General features: G+C 75.2%; 14 protein-coding genes and 1 pseudogene. 6 read left to right on the plus strand and 9 right to left on the minus strand.

What is annotated here, in order from left to right; all coding sequences use genetic code 11:
- Positions 1 to 55 precede the first annotated feature (55 nt).
- The 3 genes from PUR61_RS06295 to PUR61_RS06305 form a co-directional block, all read right to left on the minus strand.
- Positions 56 to 496: an NTP pyrophosphohydrolase gene (locus PUR61_RS06295; RefSeq protein ID WP_329876491.1), complete on the minus strand. Its 441-nt coding sequence runs from the start codon at positions 494 to 496 to the stop codon at positions 56 to 58.
- A gap of 168 nt (positions 497 to 664) precedes the next feature.
- The gene (locus PUR61_RS06300; RefSeq protein ID WP_329876612.1) at positions 665 to 1,588 is read right to left on the minus strand and encodes an aldo/keto reductase; all 924 of its coding nucleotides are present in this window, start codon (positions 1,586 to 1,588) and stop codon (positions 665 to 667) included.
- Between the two features lie 2 nt (positions 1,589 to 1,590).
- Positions 1,591 to 1,944: a hypothetical protein gene (locus PUR61_RS06305; protein ID WP_329876618.1), complete on the minus strand. Its 354-nt coding sequence runs from the start codon at positions 1,942 to 1,944 to the stop codon at positions 1,591 to 1,593.
- Here PUR61_RS06305 and PUR61_RS06310 point away from each other — a divergent pair.
- A pseudogene (locus tag PUR61_RS06310) lies at positions 1,942 to 2,265 on the plus strand (LysR substrate-binding domain-containing protein); the annotation flags it as partial. The gene PUR61_RS06305 and the pseudogene PUR61_RS06310 overlap by 3 nt on opposite strands.
- Before the next feature lie 210 nt (positions 2,266 to 2,475).
- Here the strand turns inward: PUR61_RS06310 and PUR61_RS06315 are convergent.
- On the minus strand, positions 2,476 to 3,273 hold the full coding sequence (locus PUR61_RS06315; protein WP_329876493.1) for an MHYT domain-containing protein: 798 nt from the start codon (positions 3,271 to 3,273) through the stop codon (positions 2,476 to 2,478).
- 703 nt (positions 3,274 to 3,976) lie between these two features.
- Between PUR61_RS06315 and PUR61_RS06320 the strand changes: the two genes are divergently transcribed.
- A complete protein-coding gene (locus tag PUR61_RS06320) occupies positions 3,977 to 4,432 on the plus strand; it encodes a hypothetical protein (RefSeq protein WP_329876495.1) in 456 nt (151 codons plus the stop codon).
- A 137-nt stretch (positions 4,433 to 4,569) separates the two neighbouring features.
- On the opposite strand, the gene PUR61_RS06325 is transcribed toward PUR61_RS06320, so the two are convergent.
- Positions 4,570 to 5,367, minus strand: a complete 798-nt coding sequence (locus tag PUR61_RS06325; protein WP_329876497.1) for an SDR family NAD(P)-dependent oxidoreductase — start codon at positions 5,365 to 5,367, stop codon at positions 4,570 to 4,572.
- A 129-nt stretch (positions 5,368 to 5,496) separates the two neighbouring features.
- Here PUR61_RS06325 and PUR61_RS06330 point away from each other — a divergent pair, with 129 nt between their 5' ends.
- A complete protein-coding gene (locus PUR61_RS06330; protein WP_329876500.1) occupies positions 5,497 to 5,988 on the plus strand; it encodes a MarR family winged helix-turn-helix transcriptional regulator in 492 nt (163 codons plus the stop codon).
- A gap of 175 nt (positions 5,989 to 6,163) precedes the next feature.
- Here the strand turns inward: PUR61_RS06330 and PUR61_RS06335 are convergent, their stop codons facing one another.
- The 4 genes from PUR61_RS06335 to PUR61_RS06350 all read right to left on the minus strand — a co-directional run bounded on the left by PUR61_RS06335 (position 6,164) and on the right by PUR61_RS06350 (position 12,400).
- Positions 6,164 to 7,258: a baeRF3 domain-containing protein gene (locus tag PUR61_RS06335; RefSeq protein ID WP_329876502.1), complete on the minus strand. Its 1,095-nt coding sequence runs from the start codon at positions 7,256 to 7,258 to the stop codon at positions 6,164 to 6,166.
- Between the two features lie 70 nt (positions 7,259 to 7,328).
- Positions 7,329 to 7,961: a hypothetical protein gene (locus PUR61_RS06340; protein WP_329876504.1), complete on the minus strand. Its 633-nt coding sequence runs from the start codon at positions 7,959 to 7,961 to the stop codon at positions 7,329 to 7,331.
- A 316-nt stretch (positions 7,962 to 8,277) separates the two neighbouring features.
- On the minus strand, positions 8,278 to 9,876 hold the full coding sequence (locus tag PUR61_RS06345) for an MFS transporter (protein WP_380520045.1): 1,599 nt from the start codon (positions 9,874 to 9,876) through the stop codon (positions 8,278 to 8,280).
- A 229-nt stretch (positions 9,877 to 10,105) separates the two neighbouring features.
- Positions 10,106 to 12,400 (minus strand): FUSC family protein, encoded by a 2,295-nt coding sequence (locus tag PUR61_RS06350; protein ID WP_329876506.1) that lies wholly within the window; start codon positions 12,398 to 12,400, stop codon positions 10,106 to 10,108.
- 234 nt (positions 12,401 to 12,634) lie between these two features.
- On the opposite strand from PUR61_RS06350, the gene PUR61_RS06355 reads away from it, so the two are divergent.
- From PUR61_RS06355 to PUR61_RS06365, 3 genes are all read left to right on the plus strand, one after another.
- Positions 12,635 to 13,591, plus strand: coding sequence for a GlxA family transcriptional regulator (locus PUR61_RS06355; RefSeq protein WP_329876508.1), 957 nt, complete (start codon positions 12,635 to 12,637; stop codon positions 13,589 to 13,591).
- 204 nt (positions 13,592 to 13,795) lie between these two features.
- Positions 13,796 to 14,794, plus strand: coding sequence for a type I glyceraldehyde-3-phosphate dehydrogenase (gene gap, locus PUR61_RS06360; protein ID WP_329876510.1), 999 nt, complete (start codon positions 13,796 to 13,798; stop codon positions 14,792 to 14,794).
- Positions 14,795 to 15,055: 261 nt separating this feature from the next.
- Positions 15,056 to 16,561 (plus strand): MFS transporter, encoded by a 1,506-nt coding sequence (locus PUR61_RS06365; protein ID WP_329876512.1) that lies wholly within the window; start codon positions 15,056 to 15,058, stop codon positions 16,559 to 16,561.
- Positions 16,562 to 16,766 lie beyond the last annotated feature (205 nt).

Genomic DNA, 16,766 nt, shown 5'->3' on the forward strand with positions numbered 1-16,766 from the left:
CGCTGCCGACAGGCGGCGGTCGCGCGTCGGGCCGGTGGCGTCGGCCGCACGGGGCTCACGCCGGGCGGACCGCCCGGGGGCCGACGACGTCGGCGCCGAGCGCGGTGACCCTGGCTCGCAGTCCGCGGTCCGCGGTGACGACCAGGCACCTCCGCCGGGTCCGGTCGGTCAGGGCGTTCTCGACGAGGTCGACGATCCGGTCGTCGCCGCTGCCGGACGCGGCCTCGACCCGGACTCCGGGGACCGGGGCGACGCCGCGCGCGGCGCCCTCCACGACGAGGACCACCTCCAGCGGCCCGGAGTGCGCCCACGCCGGGCCGCCGGCAGGTGACACCAGCCCGCCGTCCGCGATGCCGGTCAGGGAGTCGCGCAACCGCTCCGCGGCGCCCCGCCGGTCGCGCCACCAGCCGTCGGGCACCGACCCGACGACGTTGGCGGCGTCCACCACCAGCAGGGGCACCTGCCCGCTGCCCTCGTCCGTGTCGCCCTCGTCCATGGTCCGAAAGTCTTCCACGGCGCGCCCCGACGCCTCCGTCCGCCGCCCGACTCCGCCGGAACCTCACCCGTCGGCCGCCCGCACCGAGTTCCCGCACGACTTCTCGGACGCCACGGACCGGCGGTCGGACGAGCCCGTCCGGGGCGCGGCGGCGCTCCGAACGCGGTCTCACCCCGCTCCCGCCGTCGCTGCGGGCGGCTGCTCCGGGCCCGTGAACGGGCCGGCGAGGGCTTCGAGTTCGTCCGGGTGGAGGACGAGGTCGGCCGCCGCCGCGGAATCGCGGATGCTGGCCGGGCGGCGGGCACCGGGGATCGGGACGACGACGGGGGAGAGCGCGAGGAGCCAGGCGAGGCCGACCTGTTGCGGGGAGACCCGCCGTGCGGCGGCGATCCGGTGGAAGGCGGTGCGGGCAGCGGTGTCCTCCGAGGGGTCGTCCAGGACGCTGCGGGCGAGACCGCCGAGCGGGCTCCAGGGGAGGAACGCCAGGCCCAGCCGTTCACAGAGCCGCAGTTCGGGCTCGCCGCCGCGTACGGCGGGCGAGAACCGGTTCTGCACCGAGACCAGGTCCGGGCCGAGGACGTCCCGGGCCGTCAGGATCTGCCGCTCGTCGACGTTGGAGATCCCCGCGGCCCTGATCTTCCCGGCGTCCAGCAGTTCACGTACGGCACCCTCCGACTCGGCCCACGGGACCCGGGGGTCCGGCTTGTGCAGCTGGTAGAGGCCGAGCGCCTCGACACCGAGGCGGCGCAGCGAGTCCTCGCAGGCCTGCCGGAGGTGTTCGGGCCGGCCGTCGACGCTCCACGAGCCGTCCCCGGGCCGGCCGCGTCCGCCCTTGGTGGCGACCAGCACCGCCGCCCGGTCGGCGGCCGGCCGGGCGGCCAGGGCCCGGGCGACCAGCCGCTCGTTGTGGCCGACCTCGTCGGCGTGCCAGTGGTAGGAGTCGGCGGTGTCGAGCAGGGTGACGCCGGCGTCCAGCGCGGCGTGCAGGGTGGTGAGGGCGGCGTCCGTGTCGGGCCGGCCCTCGACGGAGAGCGGCATCGCGCCGAGCCCGATCGCGCCGACCGTCCGGTCGCCGAGGGAGCGCTGTCGCACGGTCACGCCGCCCTTCCGCCGGACACCCCGGCGCCGTGGCCGTCGCGGCCGTGGCGCTCCTCGGGAGCGTAGGAATCCCCGCGGTTCCCGAGCCCTCCGAACTCCCCCAGCCCTCCGAGTGCCCCGAGGACCTCGCCCACGGCGCCGTCCAGCCACTGCGCCGTGGGGGAGAACCGCAGCCCGAGGCCGGCGGCGCGCCGGTTGTCCATCGGGTACCAGCGGTCGAAGGAGAACGGCGAGCGGTCCGTCTCCCCGGCCCGGCGGTAGCGCGGGGTGGTGCCGAGCCGTTCCGCGATCAGCTCGCAGAGCGCGACCGCGTCGACCGGCCCGTCCGAGCAGGCGTTCACCGCGGCCACGCCGCGCTCGCCGGATTCGAACTCCGGGTCGCGGGCTCCACCACCGACTACTTCTTCGCCCGGTCCCTGGTGGCGGCGGGCGTGGGCGTGTCCCTGGTGCCGTACGTCGCGCTCGATCCGGCACTCCCCGGCACCCGGGTGGTTCCGGTGAGACCGCCGCGTCCCGCCCGCCACTTCGGGATCGCCCGGGCCCGGCGCAGCCGCCCCCACCCGTACGCCGAGGCCCTGGCCGCCCTCCTCCGCGAACACGCCGCCCCGGCCTCCCCGGGCGAGGACCCCCCGGCCCCGGCCGCGTCCGGCGCCGTGCCCCGGACGTCCTGACGCCCCGAGCCGAGGCCGTCCGGCTCTGCGGCCGGAAGGACGGCACCGTCGGGTACGACGGCCCGGCACCTCCTCCGCCGGCACGGACCTCGCCCGGTACGGACTCTGCTCGGTACGGACTTCAGTCCGGTGCGGCGCATCGACCGGTGCCGGCGGGGGACCGGCGTCCGGGCGCACGACGGGTCGAACCGCCGTGCGCCCGGTTCCGGGTCAGTCGCGCCGGTCGAACAGCCGGACCGGGATGGGTTCCGGCCGAGGGGCCGGGCGACCCGAGAGGGAGGACTCCTGCGGGGAGAGCATGAGGGCGATCCCGCCGAGCGCGAGGAGGACGAGCACCGCCACCGCGAGCGGGGTGATGAACTGCGAGGCGGGCAGGCCGGCGGTCGGCGTGCGGCCGTCCAGCACGACCGAGACGGCGGCCATCCCGGTGTAGTGCATGGCGACCACCGCGACGCCCGCGATGAGCGCGGAGGCCAGCGAGGCCAGCAGGCCGGTGATGTTGAGCGTCATCCACAGCGCGGCGGTGGCCGCGAACACCGCGATCGCGATCGAGGCGGCGACGACGAGCGGCTGGTACGAGACCTGCCCCTGCACGTGCATGGCGGCCATGCCGAGGTAGTGCATCGCCGCGACGCCGAGACCGGTGACCGTCCCGCCGATCAGCAGGGTCCCGGCACTACGCGGTCGGTAGCCGACGTAGAGGATGCCGAGGCCGACCACGCCGATCGCCAGCAGCAGGCTGCACAGCGTCAGGGGCACGTTGTAGAGGATCGTCGATCCGGTGACGTTGAATCCGAGCATCGCCAGGAAGTGCATCGTCCAGATGCCGCAGCCGATCTCGGTGGCGCCGAGCAGCAGCCAGCCGAGGCGCCGGCGCGGCGGCAGGTCGAGGGCGCGGACGGTGCACCGAAGGCCGAGAGCGGCTCCGGTGCAGGCGACCAGGTAGGAGAGGACCGGGTTGATCCAGCCGTAATGGAAACCGTCGATGGGGGCGGTGTGGAGGTGCATGCGGTACCTGAACTGACGTGTCGCTGATGGATGGTGGGAGGGCACGCGCGGCGCGCGACCCGGCGGTTCCGGGGGACCGGAGAGGCGCGGGAGGCGAGGGAGGCGTACGGGAAGGGCGGGAATCCCGAAGGGAACCGGAGTCGGCACCGGCACCGGTACCGGCGCCGGTATCCGGTCCGGGCCGGGGCGGTCCACCGGCAGCCGGTGGAGCGGGGCCGGACGCGCGCAGGCGTCCGGCAGGCTGCGATCCGGGCACGGTTCTCCTCGACGACGCTGATGACCCCGGCGGCCCGTCAGGCGTCGAGGGTCACGAGCGCCACGGAGTGTCGGCAGGCGGGAGCAGGCTCCGGAACGTACGGAGCGGACACGGTGCGACGTTCGTCGTCGGACGGGCGCCGTGACGGGAAGCCGTCTGCCGGGCCTCACGTGCCGGTACATACTATCGACCCGCCGGTCAAGGGCTGTACGGGGGGTGCGTCTACGGACGATGTCGCGCGGGCGTGCCGGTGCGACCGCGTCCGCGGCGCGCCGAGCAGGCCCCCGTCGGCCTGCCCCGTGGCGCCCGCACGCCGCCCCGACCGTCGAACGTGCGGTCGACGCCCCGGCAGGTCGGTCCACCGGCCGGGGCGCCGGGCCTGCGCTCCGGATGGTGAAGCTGCGGGAACGGGACACGGTCGGCCCGGTCTTGGGACATGATCGGAGGGTGTCGACCCAGAGCCAGTCCCCGCCGCCCCCGACCGCCTCCCTGGTCTTCTGGGCCGGGCGGTGCGACCACCACGCCCGGACCGTCGAGCTCGAACTCGCCCGGTGGGGGCATGAGTTCCCCGACGGACCACCCGATGCGGAGGACTCGCTGATCCTGCTGCGCCGTACCGTGGGGGAGCTGCGGTCGGACGCCGGGGCGGACGCCCTCCATGCGGACGGTCTCCGGGCGGAGGCCATCGGTGCGGACCGCCTCCGCGTCGCGGATCTCCTGGAGCGGGCCGCCGGTCCGTTGGAGGCGGCGCGGCAGTTCACGGCCCGCACGCTCTCTCCGGCGTTGCTGCCCCTGATCGCCCACCACCTGCGCACCGCGGGCGCCGCCCTCGCCGCAGCCCGGACCTCTGTGCAGGCGGGTGCTCCGGCGGCGGGTCCGTTCCCGCCGCGGCCGACGCCGTAGGGCGGTCACGTCCGGCCGGGCGCGCGGGGCGGCCGTAGCGCCCCGGCCGTCGACCGCCCCGCCCGCCTCCTTCCCCCCTTGTCGCTTCCTTCTCTCCCGGCTCCCTTCCTGGCCGGGCCCGCCCTGCCGCGCCGGCCTCAGCCGGGGAGCATGGCGCGCCGGCCGGGCGCCGCGGAGGACTGCATGGTCATGCCACCGTCGACGACCAGGAGTTGGCCGGTGAGGTAGCGCGACTCGTCGGAGGCGAGGAAGACCATGGTGTGGCCGATGTCCTCGGGTGTGCCCAGGTAGGGGAGGGCGTTGCCGTTCCTGAGCGACCGGATGACCTCCGGGGGCAGGTTGTTCTCCAGGGCGGGGGTCATGACCGCACCCGGAGCGATGGCGTTGCAGCGCACGCGCTGCGGTCCGTACTGGACGGCGATCGACTTCGTGATGCTGACCACGGCCGCCTTGACGGCGCCGTAGGAGGTCTGGAGCACGTCGCCGACGAGGGCCGCCACGGAGGCGGTGTTGACGATCGAGCCGCCGCCGGCGCGGATCATGTGGGGTACCGCGTGCCGGGAGCCCAGCAGGGTGCTGCGCATGTTGAGGGCGACGGCCCGGTCGAACTCGTCGAGGTCCATGCGCAGCAGGTCCAGGTCCTTGCGGGGATCGGTCCCGCCGACGTGGTTGCAGAGGACGTGCAGTCCGCCGAACTCACGGACGGCGGCGGCGACCATGTCGGCCACCGAGCCCTCGTCGGTGACGTCGACGGTGACGGGCAGGGCCCGGCCGCCGACCGCCTCGACGAGCCGGGCGGTCTCCTCGGCGCCCCGGGTGTTGTGGTCGGCGACCACGACGAGGGCGCCGTCGCGGCTCATCAGCTCGGCCGCCGAGCGTCCGATCCCGCTCCCCGCGCCGGTGATGACCGCGACCTTCTCCTTCAGGCGATCCATGGCCAGGTCCTTTCGTCGTTCGTGCTGGTGCGGTGGTTCGTGTCGGGCCGCACGGGCATGATGCCCATATTGTGTAGCGTACATATGATGTGCACTATGCACAAAGAATCGGCGGCGCGGAGGACCGGAATGAGTGAGCACGAACGTCGGCTGGGTGAGCTGGAGCGTGAACTGACCCTGCTGTCCCGCCACTTCGTCGCGGCCCGTGGCCCCCGGATCGGCCAGACGCTGGAGCGCTCGGCCTACGTCCTGCTCACCCGGCTGGAGGCCGGTGAACCGCTCACGCTGAAGGAGCTGGCCCTGACGTTCCACGTCGGGGTCTCCACCGTCAACCGCCAGGTCGGGGCTATGCTCCGGGCCGGCCTGGTGCAGCGGATCCCCGATCCCGCCGGAGGGACGGCCCGCCGGTTCCGCCCCACCGCGCTCGGCCTGGAACGCCTGACGGCCGACCGGGCCGTCAGCCGCGCGGGCACGGCCCGCCTCATCGAGGCCTCCGGCTGGCCCGAACCGCAGACCGAGCGGTTCCTCACCCTGCTGGTCGAGTTCAACCGGAGCATCGAACAGCTCGAAGGGCTCACCTGGTCCCGCCCCGCCCGAGCGGACGGCCCGGCCGACCGCTGACACGGCCGACCGCTGACACGGCCGACCGGTGACACGGCCGACCGGTGACACGGCCGACCGGTGACGCCGGCGGACGGGAGGGCGGAGGCCGCGCACGGGCACGACGGCGCGGGCCCCGCCCTGCGGGTGGGCAGGACGGGGCCGGGAGCGGCACGAACCTCAGAACCTCAGGAGCTCAGTACCGCAGGACCGCGGCGATGTGCCCCATGCCGCTCAGCTTGCCGTCCGGGACGAAGTCGACCTGGGCCCCGCCGTCCAGCGCCTTCTCGATGATCTCGTCGACGATGTCCTCACGGGCACCGGCCTCGCCGTCGGTGGCCGGGACGAGGTGTTCGCCGTCGTCGCGGACGGTGGCGCGGTAGTCGTCCTCGACGACCAGCCGACCGATCCGCCCGTCGCCCGTGGTCTGCCATACCTCGTCGAGCCCGGCGGCCAGCAGCTGGCGGCCGCGGGCCTGGTCCAGCTCGGCCTCCGCGTTCGCGGCGGCCCGGTCGGCCTGCTGGGCGAGGGCGGGCCGCACCGCCTCCCGGAGCGCCTGGGCGGGCCCTTCGGCGAGGCCGCCCACCGCGACCGTCGCCACGGGGCCGGGGGTGGCGGTCCAGAGGTCCTGGAAGAGGGACAGCGCGTGGGCCTCGCCCACCAGGTGGAACGGGCGGGGGTCCTCGGCGAGCACGTCCCGCAGGCCCGCCTCCGCCTCACGGAAGAACTGGCGGGTGGCCTCGTCGCTGAAGGTGCTCGGCAGGTCGCCGATCCGCTCCTTGCGCTCGGCGTCCGGGTCCTCCAGGCTCCGGGTGAAGGGGAAGCTGCCGGACTGCGCCTCCAGGCGGTCGCCCGTGCCCGCCCACAGGCTGATGCGGTCGGCGGCGAGCGCCAGGACCCAGTAGGGGCGGTCGGCCGCACGGGCGGCGACCAGGTTGCGGGTGAGATAGGAGTCCGACACGACCGTGCGGGCCGGCACGGCCCGGGTCAGCGACCACACCTGGTGCTCGCCGGGCGAGACGAACAGGGCGAGGCCGTCCTCCGCGTGCACGAGGTCGACCTCCTTCAGCGCCTGGTCGAGCTGGCCGGTCACGTCGAGCCGGTCGGCCCGGGAGATCGCCTGGTCCTCGTCGATCCTGGCCCTCGCCTCGGCGACGAGGTTCCGCAGGAGAACCGGGTCCTGGGCGTTGTCGGGCTCCCGGCGGTGGGTCGGCATCAGGATCGAGACCGCCGGGTACGGGCGGGGACGGCGAAGCTCGGCGAGGGTCGCGGTGGTGAGGTCGGAACGCATGGGGGAGTACCTTTCGTCAGAACCCGTCCGGCGGGCGTACGCGCGCGGCGGTCCGCTGTCCGCCGTGGACTCAGTACCTCTGGGCCTTGACCACGACCGGGGTCAGCGGCAGGTCGCCCGGTTGGCGGCTGAACGCGATCGGGTCGGCCTTGCCGCCGGCCGGGATGTTCTCGGCGCCGACCACCGCGGTGTCGACGGTGTTGCCGGACGCGTCGGTGAAGTCCACCCGGACCGCGTAGGAGGCGGTCTCGCGCGTGCTGTTGACGATCGTCACCACGGCCGCGTGGAGGCCGCCGGTGGTGCTCCGCGGTACACCGGTGAGGGTGACGTCGGAGAGCGCGTTGCCGCTGCCCGCCACGCCCTGGAGGACTTCGGTGGCCTTCTGGCGGCTCTGCGCGGCCTGGGCGTCCGCCGACGCCTGGAAGGACGACGCGGCGGCCTGGGCCGAGGCCGAGCGGGAGGAGGCCTCGGCCAGGGCGGACTCCGCCTTCGAGGCGAGTGCGGAGGGCGGCTCGCCGGAGAACGTCGACGGGTTCGGTGCTTCCGTCAGGGTGGGGCGGGCGGTGTCGGTCGGCGTCGCGGGCGCCGACGAGCTGCTGCACGACGCCACGGTGAGGACGACCGCTCCCGCGACGGCCGCGAGGGCCGCCGCAGTTCGCGCCGGCCTGCTTCCTCTGATGCGGCAGGGGTAGAGCGTTCGCATCCCGTGCAACCTTTCAGCCGTCCGTTCGGCCGCCGGTGGGGGCCGTTCCCATGCTCGGCTCCGGGCGGCCGGGCGACGAACGCTGCTGGCCCATTGGAGTTGCCTCCGCGGAGTCACCTCCGTCCGTCGGGCTCCGCACCGCACGACGGCACCGGAACGACGGCACCGGAACGACGGCACCCTCCCACCGGCCGGCCGGTGGGAGGGTGCCGGACGGTCAGCCGACGACCCCGCCGGAGGGGCGCTCCCCTCGGAGGGGCCCGGCGCCGCCCGCGCAGGGAAGCCGGTGAGCCGCCGGGTCCGCCGGCCGGAGCGGTCACCGGCCCCGCTGCGGGCCGGTCTCCTCGGTGACCCGGGTACCGGGGTGCAGCAGCGCGCACAGGAACGCGACGGCGAGCGCCGCCGCCATGCCGTACAGCACGGGCCCGTTCGCCTCCGCGAAGTCCGCCCGGATCGCGTCCGTCATCGCGGCCCCGACACCGGCGGGGGACTGGCCGCCGGAGCCGTGGCCGGTGATGCCCGCGGTCACCGTGTCGGCGACCTGGTGCGCGGTGTCGGCCGGGACACCGTCGGCGACGAGGGTCTCCCGTACGTTCCTGGTGGTGGTGTGGAGCAGCACGGTGCCCAGCACGGCCAGCCCCAGGCTCGCGGAGTAGTTGCGCACGGTCTGGGTGATCCCGGTGACCTCGCCGTAGGACGCGTCGATCGAGCGGTTGACGGCGTCCGTCGACGCGGGCGTCAGCAGCAGCCCGATGCCCGCGCCCGCCAGCACGATGTACGGCCACTGCGCGCCGAGCGAGAGGTCGGTGATCTTCGAGGCCCACAGGGCGAACCCGACCGCGGACACCGCCGTGCCCAGCAGCATCGGCGGGCGCGCGCCGCGCCGGTCCAGCATCCGTCCGCCGATCTGCGAGCCGGGGGCGAAGCCGGCGAAGAACACCAGCAGGTAGAGGCCGGCCTCGTTGGGGGACTGGTCCAGCGCCACCTGGGCGTAGACCGAGGCGAAGAAGAACACCGGGACGAACGCGATCATGGCGAAGAACAGCACGGCGTTGTCGGCCGCGAAGGCGCGGTCGGCGAAGACCCGAAGCTTGATCAGCGGGTGTTCGGTGCGCAGCTCCAGCACGCAGAACACCACCAGGACCGCCAGCCCGCCGACGATGCACAGCCAGGTCGCCCAGCTGCCCCACCCCCAGGTCGCCGCCTGCTGGAGCCCGAGCACGCTCAGCCCCATTCCGGCGGCCACCAGGAGCGCGCCGGTCCAGTCGACGGGCTCGCGGCGCGGGGTGTTGCGGATCCGGGCCAGCACGGTGAGCACGATCGCGATCACGGCCACCGGCACGTTCACCCAGAAGATCGCCCGCCAGGTCCAGGAGGTCAGCCAGCCGCCGAGCACCGGGCCGATCGCCGTGAGGCCGCCCGCGACCCCGAAGAACAGCGCCAGCGCCCGGCCGCGCCGCTCCAGGGGGAACACCTCGACCACCACCGCGAGCGCCGCCGGGAACATCAGCGCCGCGCCGAGTCCCTGGACCGCGCGGAAGCAGATCAGCCAGGACTCCGCGGCGCCGCCGGACGGCACCGCGCCGCACAGCGCGGAGGCGATCACGAAGGTGAGGGTGCCGATCAGCATCATCCGCTTGTGGCCGAGGACGTCGGCGAGCCGGCCGCCGAGGGCGAAGAACGCCGCCAGGGAGAGCAGGTAGGCGTTGACCACCCACTGCATGCCGACGGCCGACAGGCCCAGCTCGCGGATGATGTCGGGTGCGGCGATCGAGACGATCGTCTGGTCGATGAAGGTCATCGAGACCGCGAACAGCATGGCCGCCAGCGCGAGCCGCCGGCTCGTCTCGGCGGGCACGGCCGATGCGGCGGGCGCGGGATCCGCCGGGGTGGGGTCGGGCCGCTGGCTTCCCATCCGTTCCGTCCTTCCGCCCTACGGGCCTTCCGGCGCTCGGGCCTGGTGGTGCGCGGGACCGGTCGTGGTGGCGGGGCGGGGGACGATCCTTGTCGCTCCGGCCGTCACCGGTCGGGCCCGGGCTGGCGTCCGGGCCGAACACCGACCATGCCCGGGCGGCGTTCCGGTGGGGCGCTGCGCCGCGTTCCGGTGGCGGGGATGTCATCCGTGCGGCGGATCGGCCGTACGGTCACGCGGTCGGCCCCGCACCCCGGTTCCCGTCGCGGTCCCCGTCGTGGTCCGGGGCGGGGAGCGGGTGCGGGTCCAGGCGTGCGAGGTCGTGGGTCAGGCCTTCGAGCCAGGCGGCCACCTCGTACAGGAAGGGCGCGCCACCGGGCGGTGGCGGCGGTGGTGGCGGGGGAGGGGTGGCCGGGCCCGGTGCGGGCGTGCCCCGGCGGCGCCGGTCCGCGAGCCGCGCCGCCGCGGCCGTGTACGCGCCCGCCACGTGGTCACCGGACCGCAGCAGCCAGGCCCGCTCGGCCGCGTCCGGCCCGGGCCGGACCGGACGCTCCAGGAGCCGGGTGCTGCCGCGACGGGCGTGGTGGCCGGCGATCAGCGCGGCCTGCCAGTCGGGTCCGGGCAGGTCGGCCACGGGCCGGGGCTCGTCCTGGAACTGCGCGTACGCCGACTCCACGACCGGCAGGGCGTGCGTCACCGCCGCGGTCGGGTCCCGCGCCGTCCCCGGGGTCGCCCCGGGTGCCGGGAACGTGGCCGTCGCCGGAGCCCCCGCGAGGGCCGCGGTGGTGGCCGTCACCGCCGCCGCGACCGCGTCGAGCAGCATCGCGGTGTCCCGTGGCAGGACCGTCCGCGCCCCGTGCGGCCAGGCGAGCAGGCCGCACAGCAGACCGATCAGGCTGCCGGTGAGGACGTCGAGCAGGCGGACCTCGGCGAGCTGCCAGGAGGCCGGGGCGAGCTGGCCGAAGATCGCGGCGACGACGACCGTGAACAGCGCCTGGGCCCAGCCGACCCCGAGCAGCGGTCCGAGGAAGAACGTGACGGCCATCAGCGGTGGCAGGAGCACCGCGTACACGACGCCGTGGTGGCCGACGACGGCCAGCAGCGCCCCGGCGGCGGCCGCCCCGACCACCGTGCCGGTGAGGGCCAGCCGGATGGTCCGTCCGGTCTGGACGAAGGTCGTCCGGGTCAGGCTGAGCGCGGCGAGCATCGCCCAGAAGCCGTGCGGGAGGGAGACCGCGCCGGCGACCGCGCGCGCCACCGCCAGGGCGAGGCTGATCCGCAGCGCGTTCTGGAAGTACACCGACCGGGGGCCGGCGTGACCGGCGATCCGCCGCCAGTACAGCCTCCCGGTGCTCTGCCCGGCGTACGCGAACGCCGGTCCCCCCACCCACCCGGCGGTCACCGCGCTCCGGCCGCACACGGCCAGGCGGGCCGCCGTGGACAGGGCCACCGCGGCCTCGGCGGTCTCCGCGAGCGCGGCGCGGCGACGGGGCGCCGCGGCCGTGTCCGCGCCGTCCCGGCCGCGCGGGCCGCCCGCCCCGTCCGGGGCTCCCCCCGCGTCCGTCGCGTCGGGCGGTGTGCTCCGGAACGCGCGCAGCGACCGTTCCAGGCGTCGTGGGGCCGGCTCCTCGCCGGTGGCCAGGAGGTGTGACGACTGGGCGGCGCTGCGGGCGATCTCCGCCAGCAGTCCGGCCTCGGCCCTCGGCACGGACCGGGCGCCGGCCGGCGGCCGGGGTGCGGCCGTCAGCCGTGCGAGCAGCGCCCGGGCCGCCCAGCCGGCGTGGGCCTCCGCGCGGTCGCGCAGGCCGGGGCCGGCCGGGCGTTCCGCCGCGGGCACCCGCCGGGCGCGCAGCGACTCGCCGACGGCGGTCGCGGCGCGGGCCGACGCACCGGAGAGCGGCCCGGGGTCCCGGGCCAGCGCTGCCGCGGTCCGGGCGGCGGTGGCGGCGGCGTCCGCGGTGAGCAGCCGGTAGGGCCGGGCCCGGGGCTCGGGCAGCAGCACCGCCTCGGCGGCGACGAGCAGCCCGAACCCGACCGCCGTCCCCACCAGGCGGGCCGGCAGCTCGTCCGGCGCGTACGGGGGGAAGCACGGGAGGATGTACATCAGCTGCAGCCCCGGGGCGGCGCCGGCGAGGCGCGGGCCGGCCACCGCGGCGAAGGCGAGGACGAAGCCGACCGCCAGCATGCCCGCCACGGCCGTCCAGGTGCGGCCCGCGAGGGCGGTGCCGGCGGCCACCAGCAGCCAGGCGACGGGCAGGACCCGGAGCAGGACGGCGGCCCGCTGGCGGCCGGTGCCGGGGATGCGGGACAGCGCCGCCATCGCCACCGAGGAGAACAGGGCGTAGAGCGCCGCGACCGGCTCGTCGAGGCCGTACAGGCAGACGAGGAACCCGGTGGACGCGGCCAGTGTGACCCGCAGCGCCCGCCGACCGGCGAGCGCCGCCTCCCCGCCGCCGGTGCGCAACCCGTCGACGGCCCGGCGTACCGCCCGGAGCGGGCCACGGGGCGGCGGGGCGTCCTCGGACATCGGCTGTCTGCCCCTCGGATCGGCTGAGGCCCCCGTCCCTTCCATCCTGCCCACGGCCGGGGGAGGCTGCGAGCCCGCGGCCCCGGCGGTGGGGGCCCTCGGGGCCGCCGTCGGTCCCGGAGCGGTCCCGTGTCCCGCCGCGCCGGCCCGCGGTGGCAGGATGCTTGCGTCCGGTGTCGTCCGGGTCAGGCCCGTGCGGGGCGCACGGCGGTCCCGGGAAGCGAAGGAGGCCCGATGGGCCGCAGGAACCACCACGTCGCCGTCCTCGTGCTGGAGGGCGCGAAGCCGTTGGACGTGGGCATCCCCGCGCAGGTCTTCTCCAGCCGGCCGAGCATGCCGTACACGGTGCGGGTCTGCGGCGCCGCCCCCGGGCTCGTGACCGGTGGGGACGGCCTCTCGTACCACGTGGCCGACGGCCTGGAGGCCGTGGCGGACGCGGACACCGTCTTCGTCCCCGGCTACCGGGACCCGGTGACCACGGAGCCGCCGCCGGCCGTCGTCGAGGCGCTGGTGGCGGCCCACGCGCGGGGCGCCCGGCTGGCGGCCATCTCGACCGGGGCGTTCGCGCTGGCGGCCACGGGCCTGCTCGACGGGAAGAAGGCGACGACCCACTGGCACTACACGAAGGCCCTGGCCGAGCGGCACCCGCGGGTGCGGGTGGACGAGAACGTGCTGTTCGTGGACGAGGGCGAGGTGCTGACGTCGGCGGGCGCGGCGTCCGGGATCGACCTGTGCCTGCACCTGGTGCGGCGCGACCACGGGGTCGGGCTCTCCAACCACGTGGCGAGGCGGCTGGTGGCCGCGCCCTACCGCAGCGGCGGGCAGGCGCAGTACGTACCGCGCAGCGTGCCCGAGCCCTTGGGCGACCTCTTCGCGAGCACCCGGGAGTGGGCGCTGGCCCACCTCGCCGAACCGCTGACGCTCGAAGCGCTCGCCCGCAACGCGCGGGTGTCGGCGCGCACCTTCTCCCGGCGCTTCGTGGAGGACACCGGCTACACGCCGATGCAGTGGGTGCTGCGGGCCCGCCTCGACGTGGCCCGCGAGCTGCTCGAACGCACGGACCTGGGGGTGGAGCAGATCGCGGACCGGGTCGGGCTGGGCACGGGCGCGAACCTGCGCCTGCACTTCCACCGGGTCCTCGGCACCTCGCCCACCGAGTACCGCCACACCTTCGCGGCCCGCGACGCCTGAGCGCGGTCTCCGGAAGCGTTTCCGGAAGCGTTTCCGGCCGAGTGCCCGGAGGCGTGTCCGGCGGCGGAGAGGGCGTGGCGGGATCCTTGCGCCCGGTGGCGCTGATCGTGGCGAGATCCTTGCGCACCGTGTCGATCAGGCCCCTGTCCGGCCGGGTCCCCGGATCCGATCATGGAGGAGCAACGAAACGACAAGGGAGCCGCAATGACCCGCATCGCCATCAACGGTTTCGGCCGCATCGGACGCAACAGCCTCCGCGCGCTGCTGGGGCGCGGCAGCGACCTCGAAGTGGTCGCCGTCAACGACCTCACCGCGCCCGACTCGCTCGCCCACCTGCTCAAGTACGACAGCGCGCTCGGCCGCTTCGACCGCTCGGTCGCGGTCGACGGGAACGACCTCGTGGTCGACGGCCGCCGTATCAAGGTGCTCGCCGAGCGCGACCCCGCCGCCCTGCCGTGGGCCGAGCTCGGCGTCGACATCGTGCTCGAAGCCACCGGCCGGTTCACCGCGGCCGACGCCGCCCGCGCGCACATCGAGGCCGGCGCCCGGCGGGTCCTGGTGAGCGCGCCGTCCGACGGCGCCGACGTCACGCTCGCCTACGGCGTGAACACCGACGCCTACGACCCGGCCTCGCACGTGATCGTCTCCAACGCCTCGTGCACCACCAACGCCCTGGCCCCGCTGGCGCAGGTGCTGGACGACCTGGCCGGCATCGAGCACGGCTTCATGACGACCGTGCACGCCTACACGCAGGAGCAGAACCTCCAGGACGGCCCGCACCGCGACCTGCGGCGCGCCCGCGCCGCCGGCGTGAACATCGTGCCCACCACCACCGGCGCCGCCAAGGCCATCGGCCTGGTCCTGCCGAACCTCGACGGCAAGCTGTCGGGCGACTCGATCCGCGTGCCGGTCCCGGTCGGCTCGATCGTCGAGCTGAACACGACGGTCGCGCGGGACGTGACCCTGGACGAGGTGCTCGCCGCCTACCGCGCCGCCGCCGACGGTCGGCTCAAGGGCATCCTCGACTACGCGGACGAGCCGCTGGTCTCGGGCGACATCACCGGCGAGCCGGCGTCGGCGATCTTCGACGCGGCCCTCACCCGGGTCGACGGCAAGCACGTGAAGGTCGTCGCCTGGTACGACAACGAGTGGGGCTTCTCCAACCGCGTCGTCGACTCGCTCGAACTCCTCGCCCGCGCCTGAGTCCCCGCTCCGGCTCCCGCCGGGGCCCCTGCCTGAGCCTCGCGCTCGGGCCTGGGCCCGAGCCCCCGCCCGAGCGCCGTCACGGCGCTCGGGCGGGGGCCGTTCGGGGGACGTCCGGTGCGTGTCGCCCGGGCCCGAGCGGGGGGCCGCCCGGATAGTGGCCTGGTCCGTCCGGCACCGGGCCGGGCGCAGGAGGGGAGCGGACGCATGGCCGGAACGCCCGCGGAATCGAACGGCGGGTCCCCCCGGCGGTGGACCGCCATGACCGGTATGTGCGTTGCGGCCGGCATGGTCTGGCTGTCGTTCGCGGACTTCGGAGTCGCCGTCCCGACGATCTCCGACGAGCTGTCGGTCTCGCTTCCCGCACTGCAGTGGGCCAACAACGCCTTCAGCCTCACCACCGGCGCCCTGGTGCTCGCGGCCGGGAAGCTGGGCGACGTGTTCGGCCGCAAGCGCGTCCTGGAGATCGGCCTGGTCCTGCTGGGCGTGTTCTCCCTGCTGGCCGCGTTCACGCCCGGGGTGGAGGGGATGATCGCCGGGCGGGCCGCGATGGGCGTCGGAGCGGCGCTGATCCTGCCCGCCACCCTGGCGCTGATCCCGCCGATGTTCCCCCTGAGCGAGCAGCCGCGCGCGTTCGGCGCCTGGATGGCGGTCGCCTGGGTCGGCCAGGCCGCCGGACCGGCCGTCGGCGGGGTGCTGACGGGACTTCTCGGCTGGCGCTCGACCTTCTGGATCAACGCTCCGCTGGCAGTGGTCGCCTGGTGGCTCGTGCGCCGGTCGGCCGAGGAGTCGACCGACCCGAACGCCGGCCGGCACATCGACCTGGTCGGCCTGGTGATCAGCGCCGCGGCGGCGTTCTGCCTGCTCTACGGGTGCACCGCCGGCCAGGAGGACGGCTTCGACGACCCGGTGATCATCGGGCTGCTGGTCGGGTCGGTCGTCCTGGCGGCGCTGTTCGTGCTGGTCGAGCGGCGGGTCCGGGACCCGTTGCTCGACCTCCGGCTGTTCTCGTCGCGGCCGTTCTGCGGGGCGCTGGTGGCCAACTCCGTGATGAACATCGTCTTCGCCGGTGTCAGTTTCCTGCTCACCCTCTACCTCCAGGAGGTCCGCGGGTACGGCCCCGTCGCGGCCGGCCTGTTGCTGCTGCCGTCCACGGTCACCATCCTGCTGTTCAACCCCTTCGGCGGCCGGGTGTCGGCGCGGCGCGGGGCGCGGCTCCCGGTGGTCCTCGGCCTGCTCCTGCTGGGTGCCGGCACCCTGGTGGCGGCCGTCCTCGGCCACTCCTACCACTACGCGGTCCTGGCCGCCGGGCTGCTGGTGCTCGGCGCGGGTCTGGGGCTGATGTCGATCCCGCTGTCGGACACCGCGGTGGCCGGTCCGCCGGAGGAACTGGCCGGGACCGCCTCCGGGATGTTCAAGGTCACCAGCATGCTGGGCGGCGCCTTCGGTGTCGCCGCGACGGTGGCGGTCCAGCAGGCGGTGGAGACCGACCAGGCGATCAGCCGGGCGCGGGCGGCGGGGCTCTCCGAGTCCGACGCCCAGCAGCTGGGGAACGCCGTCACGGACTCCAAGCTCGCCTCCCAGATCCTCGCCTCGGTCGACCAGGCCACGGCGCAGGCGATCACCGCGGCCTTCCGCGAGGTCCAGGCGGTCGGTACCGGCCGGGCGATCGGCCTGTCCGGGCTGCTCGCGATCCTCGCGGCCGTGGTCCTGCCGTTGTTGTGGCGGCAGCGGCCCTCCCGCCGGGCGCCCGACCCGCAGCGCTGAACGCCGGGGCGAAAGGCAGGGCCCGGGGCGGACGGCTTTACGGACGCTCGCCCTCCGCTCATCTGACGACAGCTCAAAAACCGCACAGTACGGGACAATTGTCGGCTCGTACGTCACGTTCGGCGCGGCAATTTCCCGATGTCCCTTGATCGGGCAACTGTACGATGGCTACCGTCAACCTCCGTGAAATCGTTAGCACCTAGAG

This window comes from Streptomyces sp. BE20 (genome assembly GCF_036322525.1).
GTDB lineage: Bacteria > Actinomycetota > Actinomycetes > Streptomycetales > Streptomycetaceae > Kitasatospora.

What these genes read in the sequence shown, in the direction of transcription:
- PUR61_RS06295 (WP_329876491.1), bottom strand. Translation starts at nt 496, where the DNA reads ATGGACGAGGGCGACACGGACGAGGGCAGCGGGCAGGTGCCCCTGCTG.
- PUR61_RS06315 (WP_329876493.1), bottom strand. Translation starts at nt 3,273, where the DNA reads ATGCACCTCCACACCGCCCCCATCGACGGTTTCCATTACGGCTGGATC.
- PUR61_RS06325 (WP_329876497.1), bottom strand. Translation starts at nt 5,367, where the DNA reads ATGGATCGCCTGAAGGAGAAGGTCGCGGTCATCACCGGCGCGGGGAGC.
- PUR61_RS06330 (WP_329876500.1), top strand. Translation starts at nt 5,497, where the DNA reads ATGAGTGAGCACGAACGTCGGCTGGGTGAGCTGGAGCGTGAACTGACC.
- PUR61_RS06335 (WP_329876502.1), bottom strand. Translation starts at nt 7,258, where the DNA reads ATGCGTTCCGACCTCACCACCGCGACCCTCGCCGAGCTTCGCCGTCCC.
- PUR61_RS06340 (WP_329876504.1), bottom strand. Translation starts at nt 7,961, where the DNA reads ATGCGAACGCTCTACCCCTGCCGCATCAGAGGAAGCAGGCCGGCGCGA.
- PUR61_RS06345 (WP_380520045.1), bottom strand. Translation starts at nt 9,876, where the DNA reads ATGGGAAGCCAGCGGCCCGACCCCACCCCGGCGGATCCCGCGCCCGCC.
- PUR61_RS06350 (WP_329876506.1), bottom strand. Translation starts at nt 12,400, where the DNA reads ATGTCCGAGGACGCCCCGCCGCCCCGTGGCCCGCTCCGGGCGGTACGC.
- PUR61_RS06355 (WP_329876508.1), top strand. Translation starts at nt 12,635, where the DNA reads ATGGGCCGCAGGAACCACCACGTCGCCGTCCTCGTGCTGGAGGGCGCG.
- gap (WP_329876510.1), top strand. Translation starts at nt 13,796, where the DNA reads ATGACCCGCATCGCCATCAACGGTTTCGGCCGCATCGGACGCAACAGC.
- PUR61_RS06365 (WP_329876512.1), top strand. Translation starts at nt 15,056, where the DNA reads ATGACCGGTATGTGCGTTGCGGCCGGCATGGTCTGGCTGTCGTTCGCG.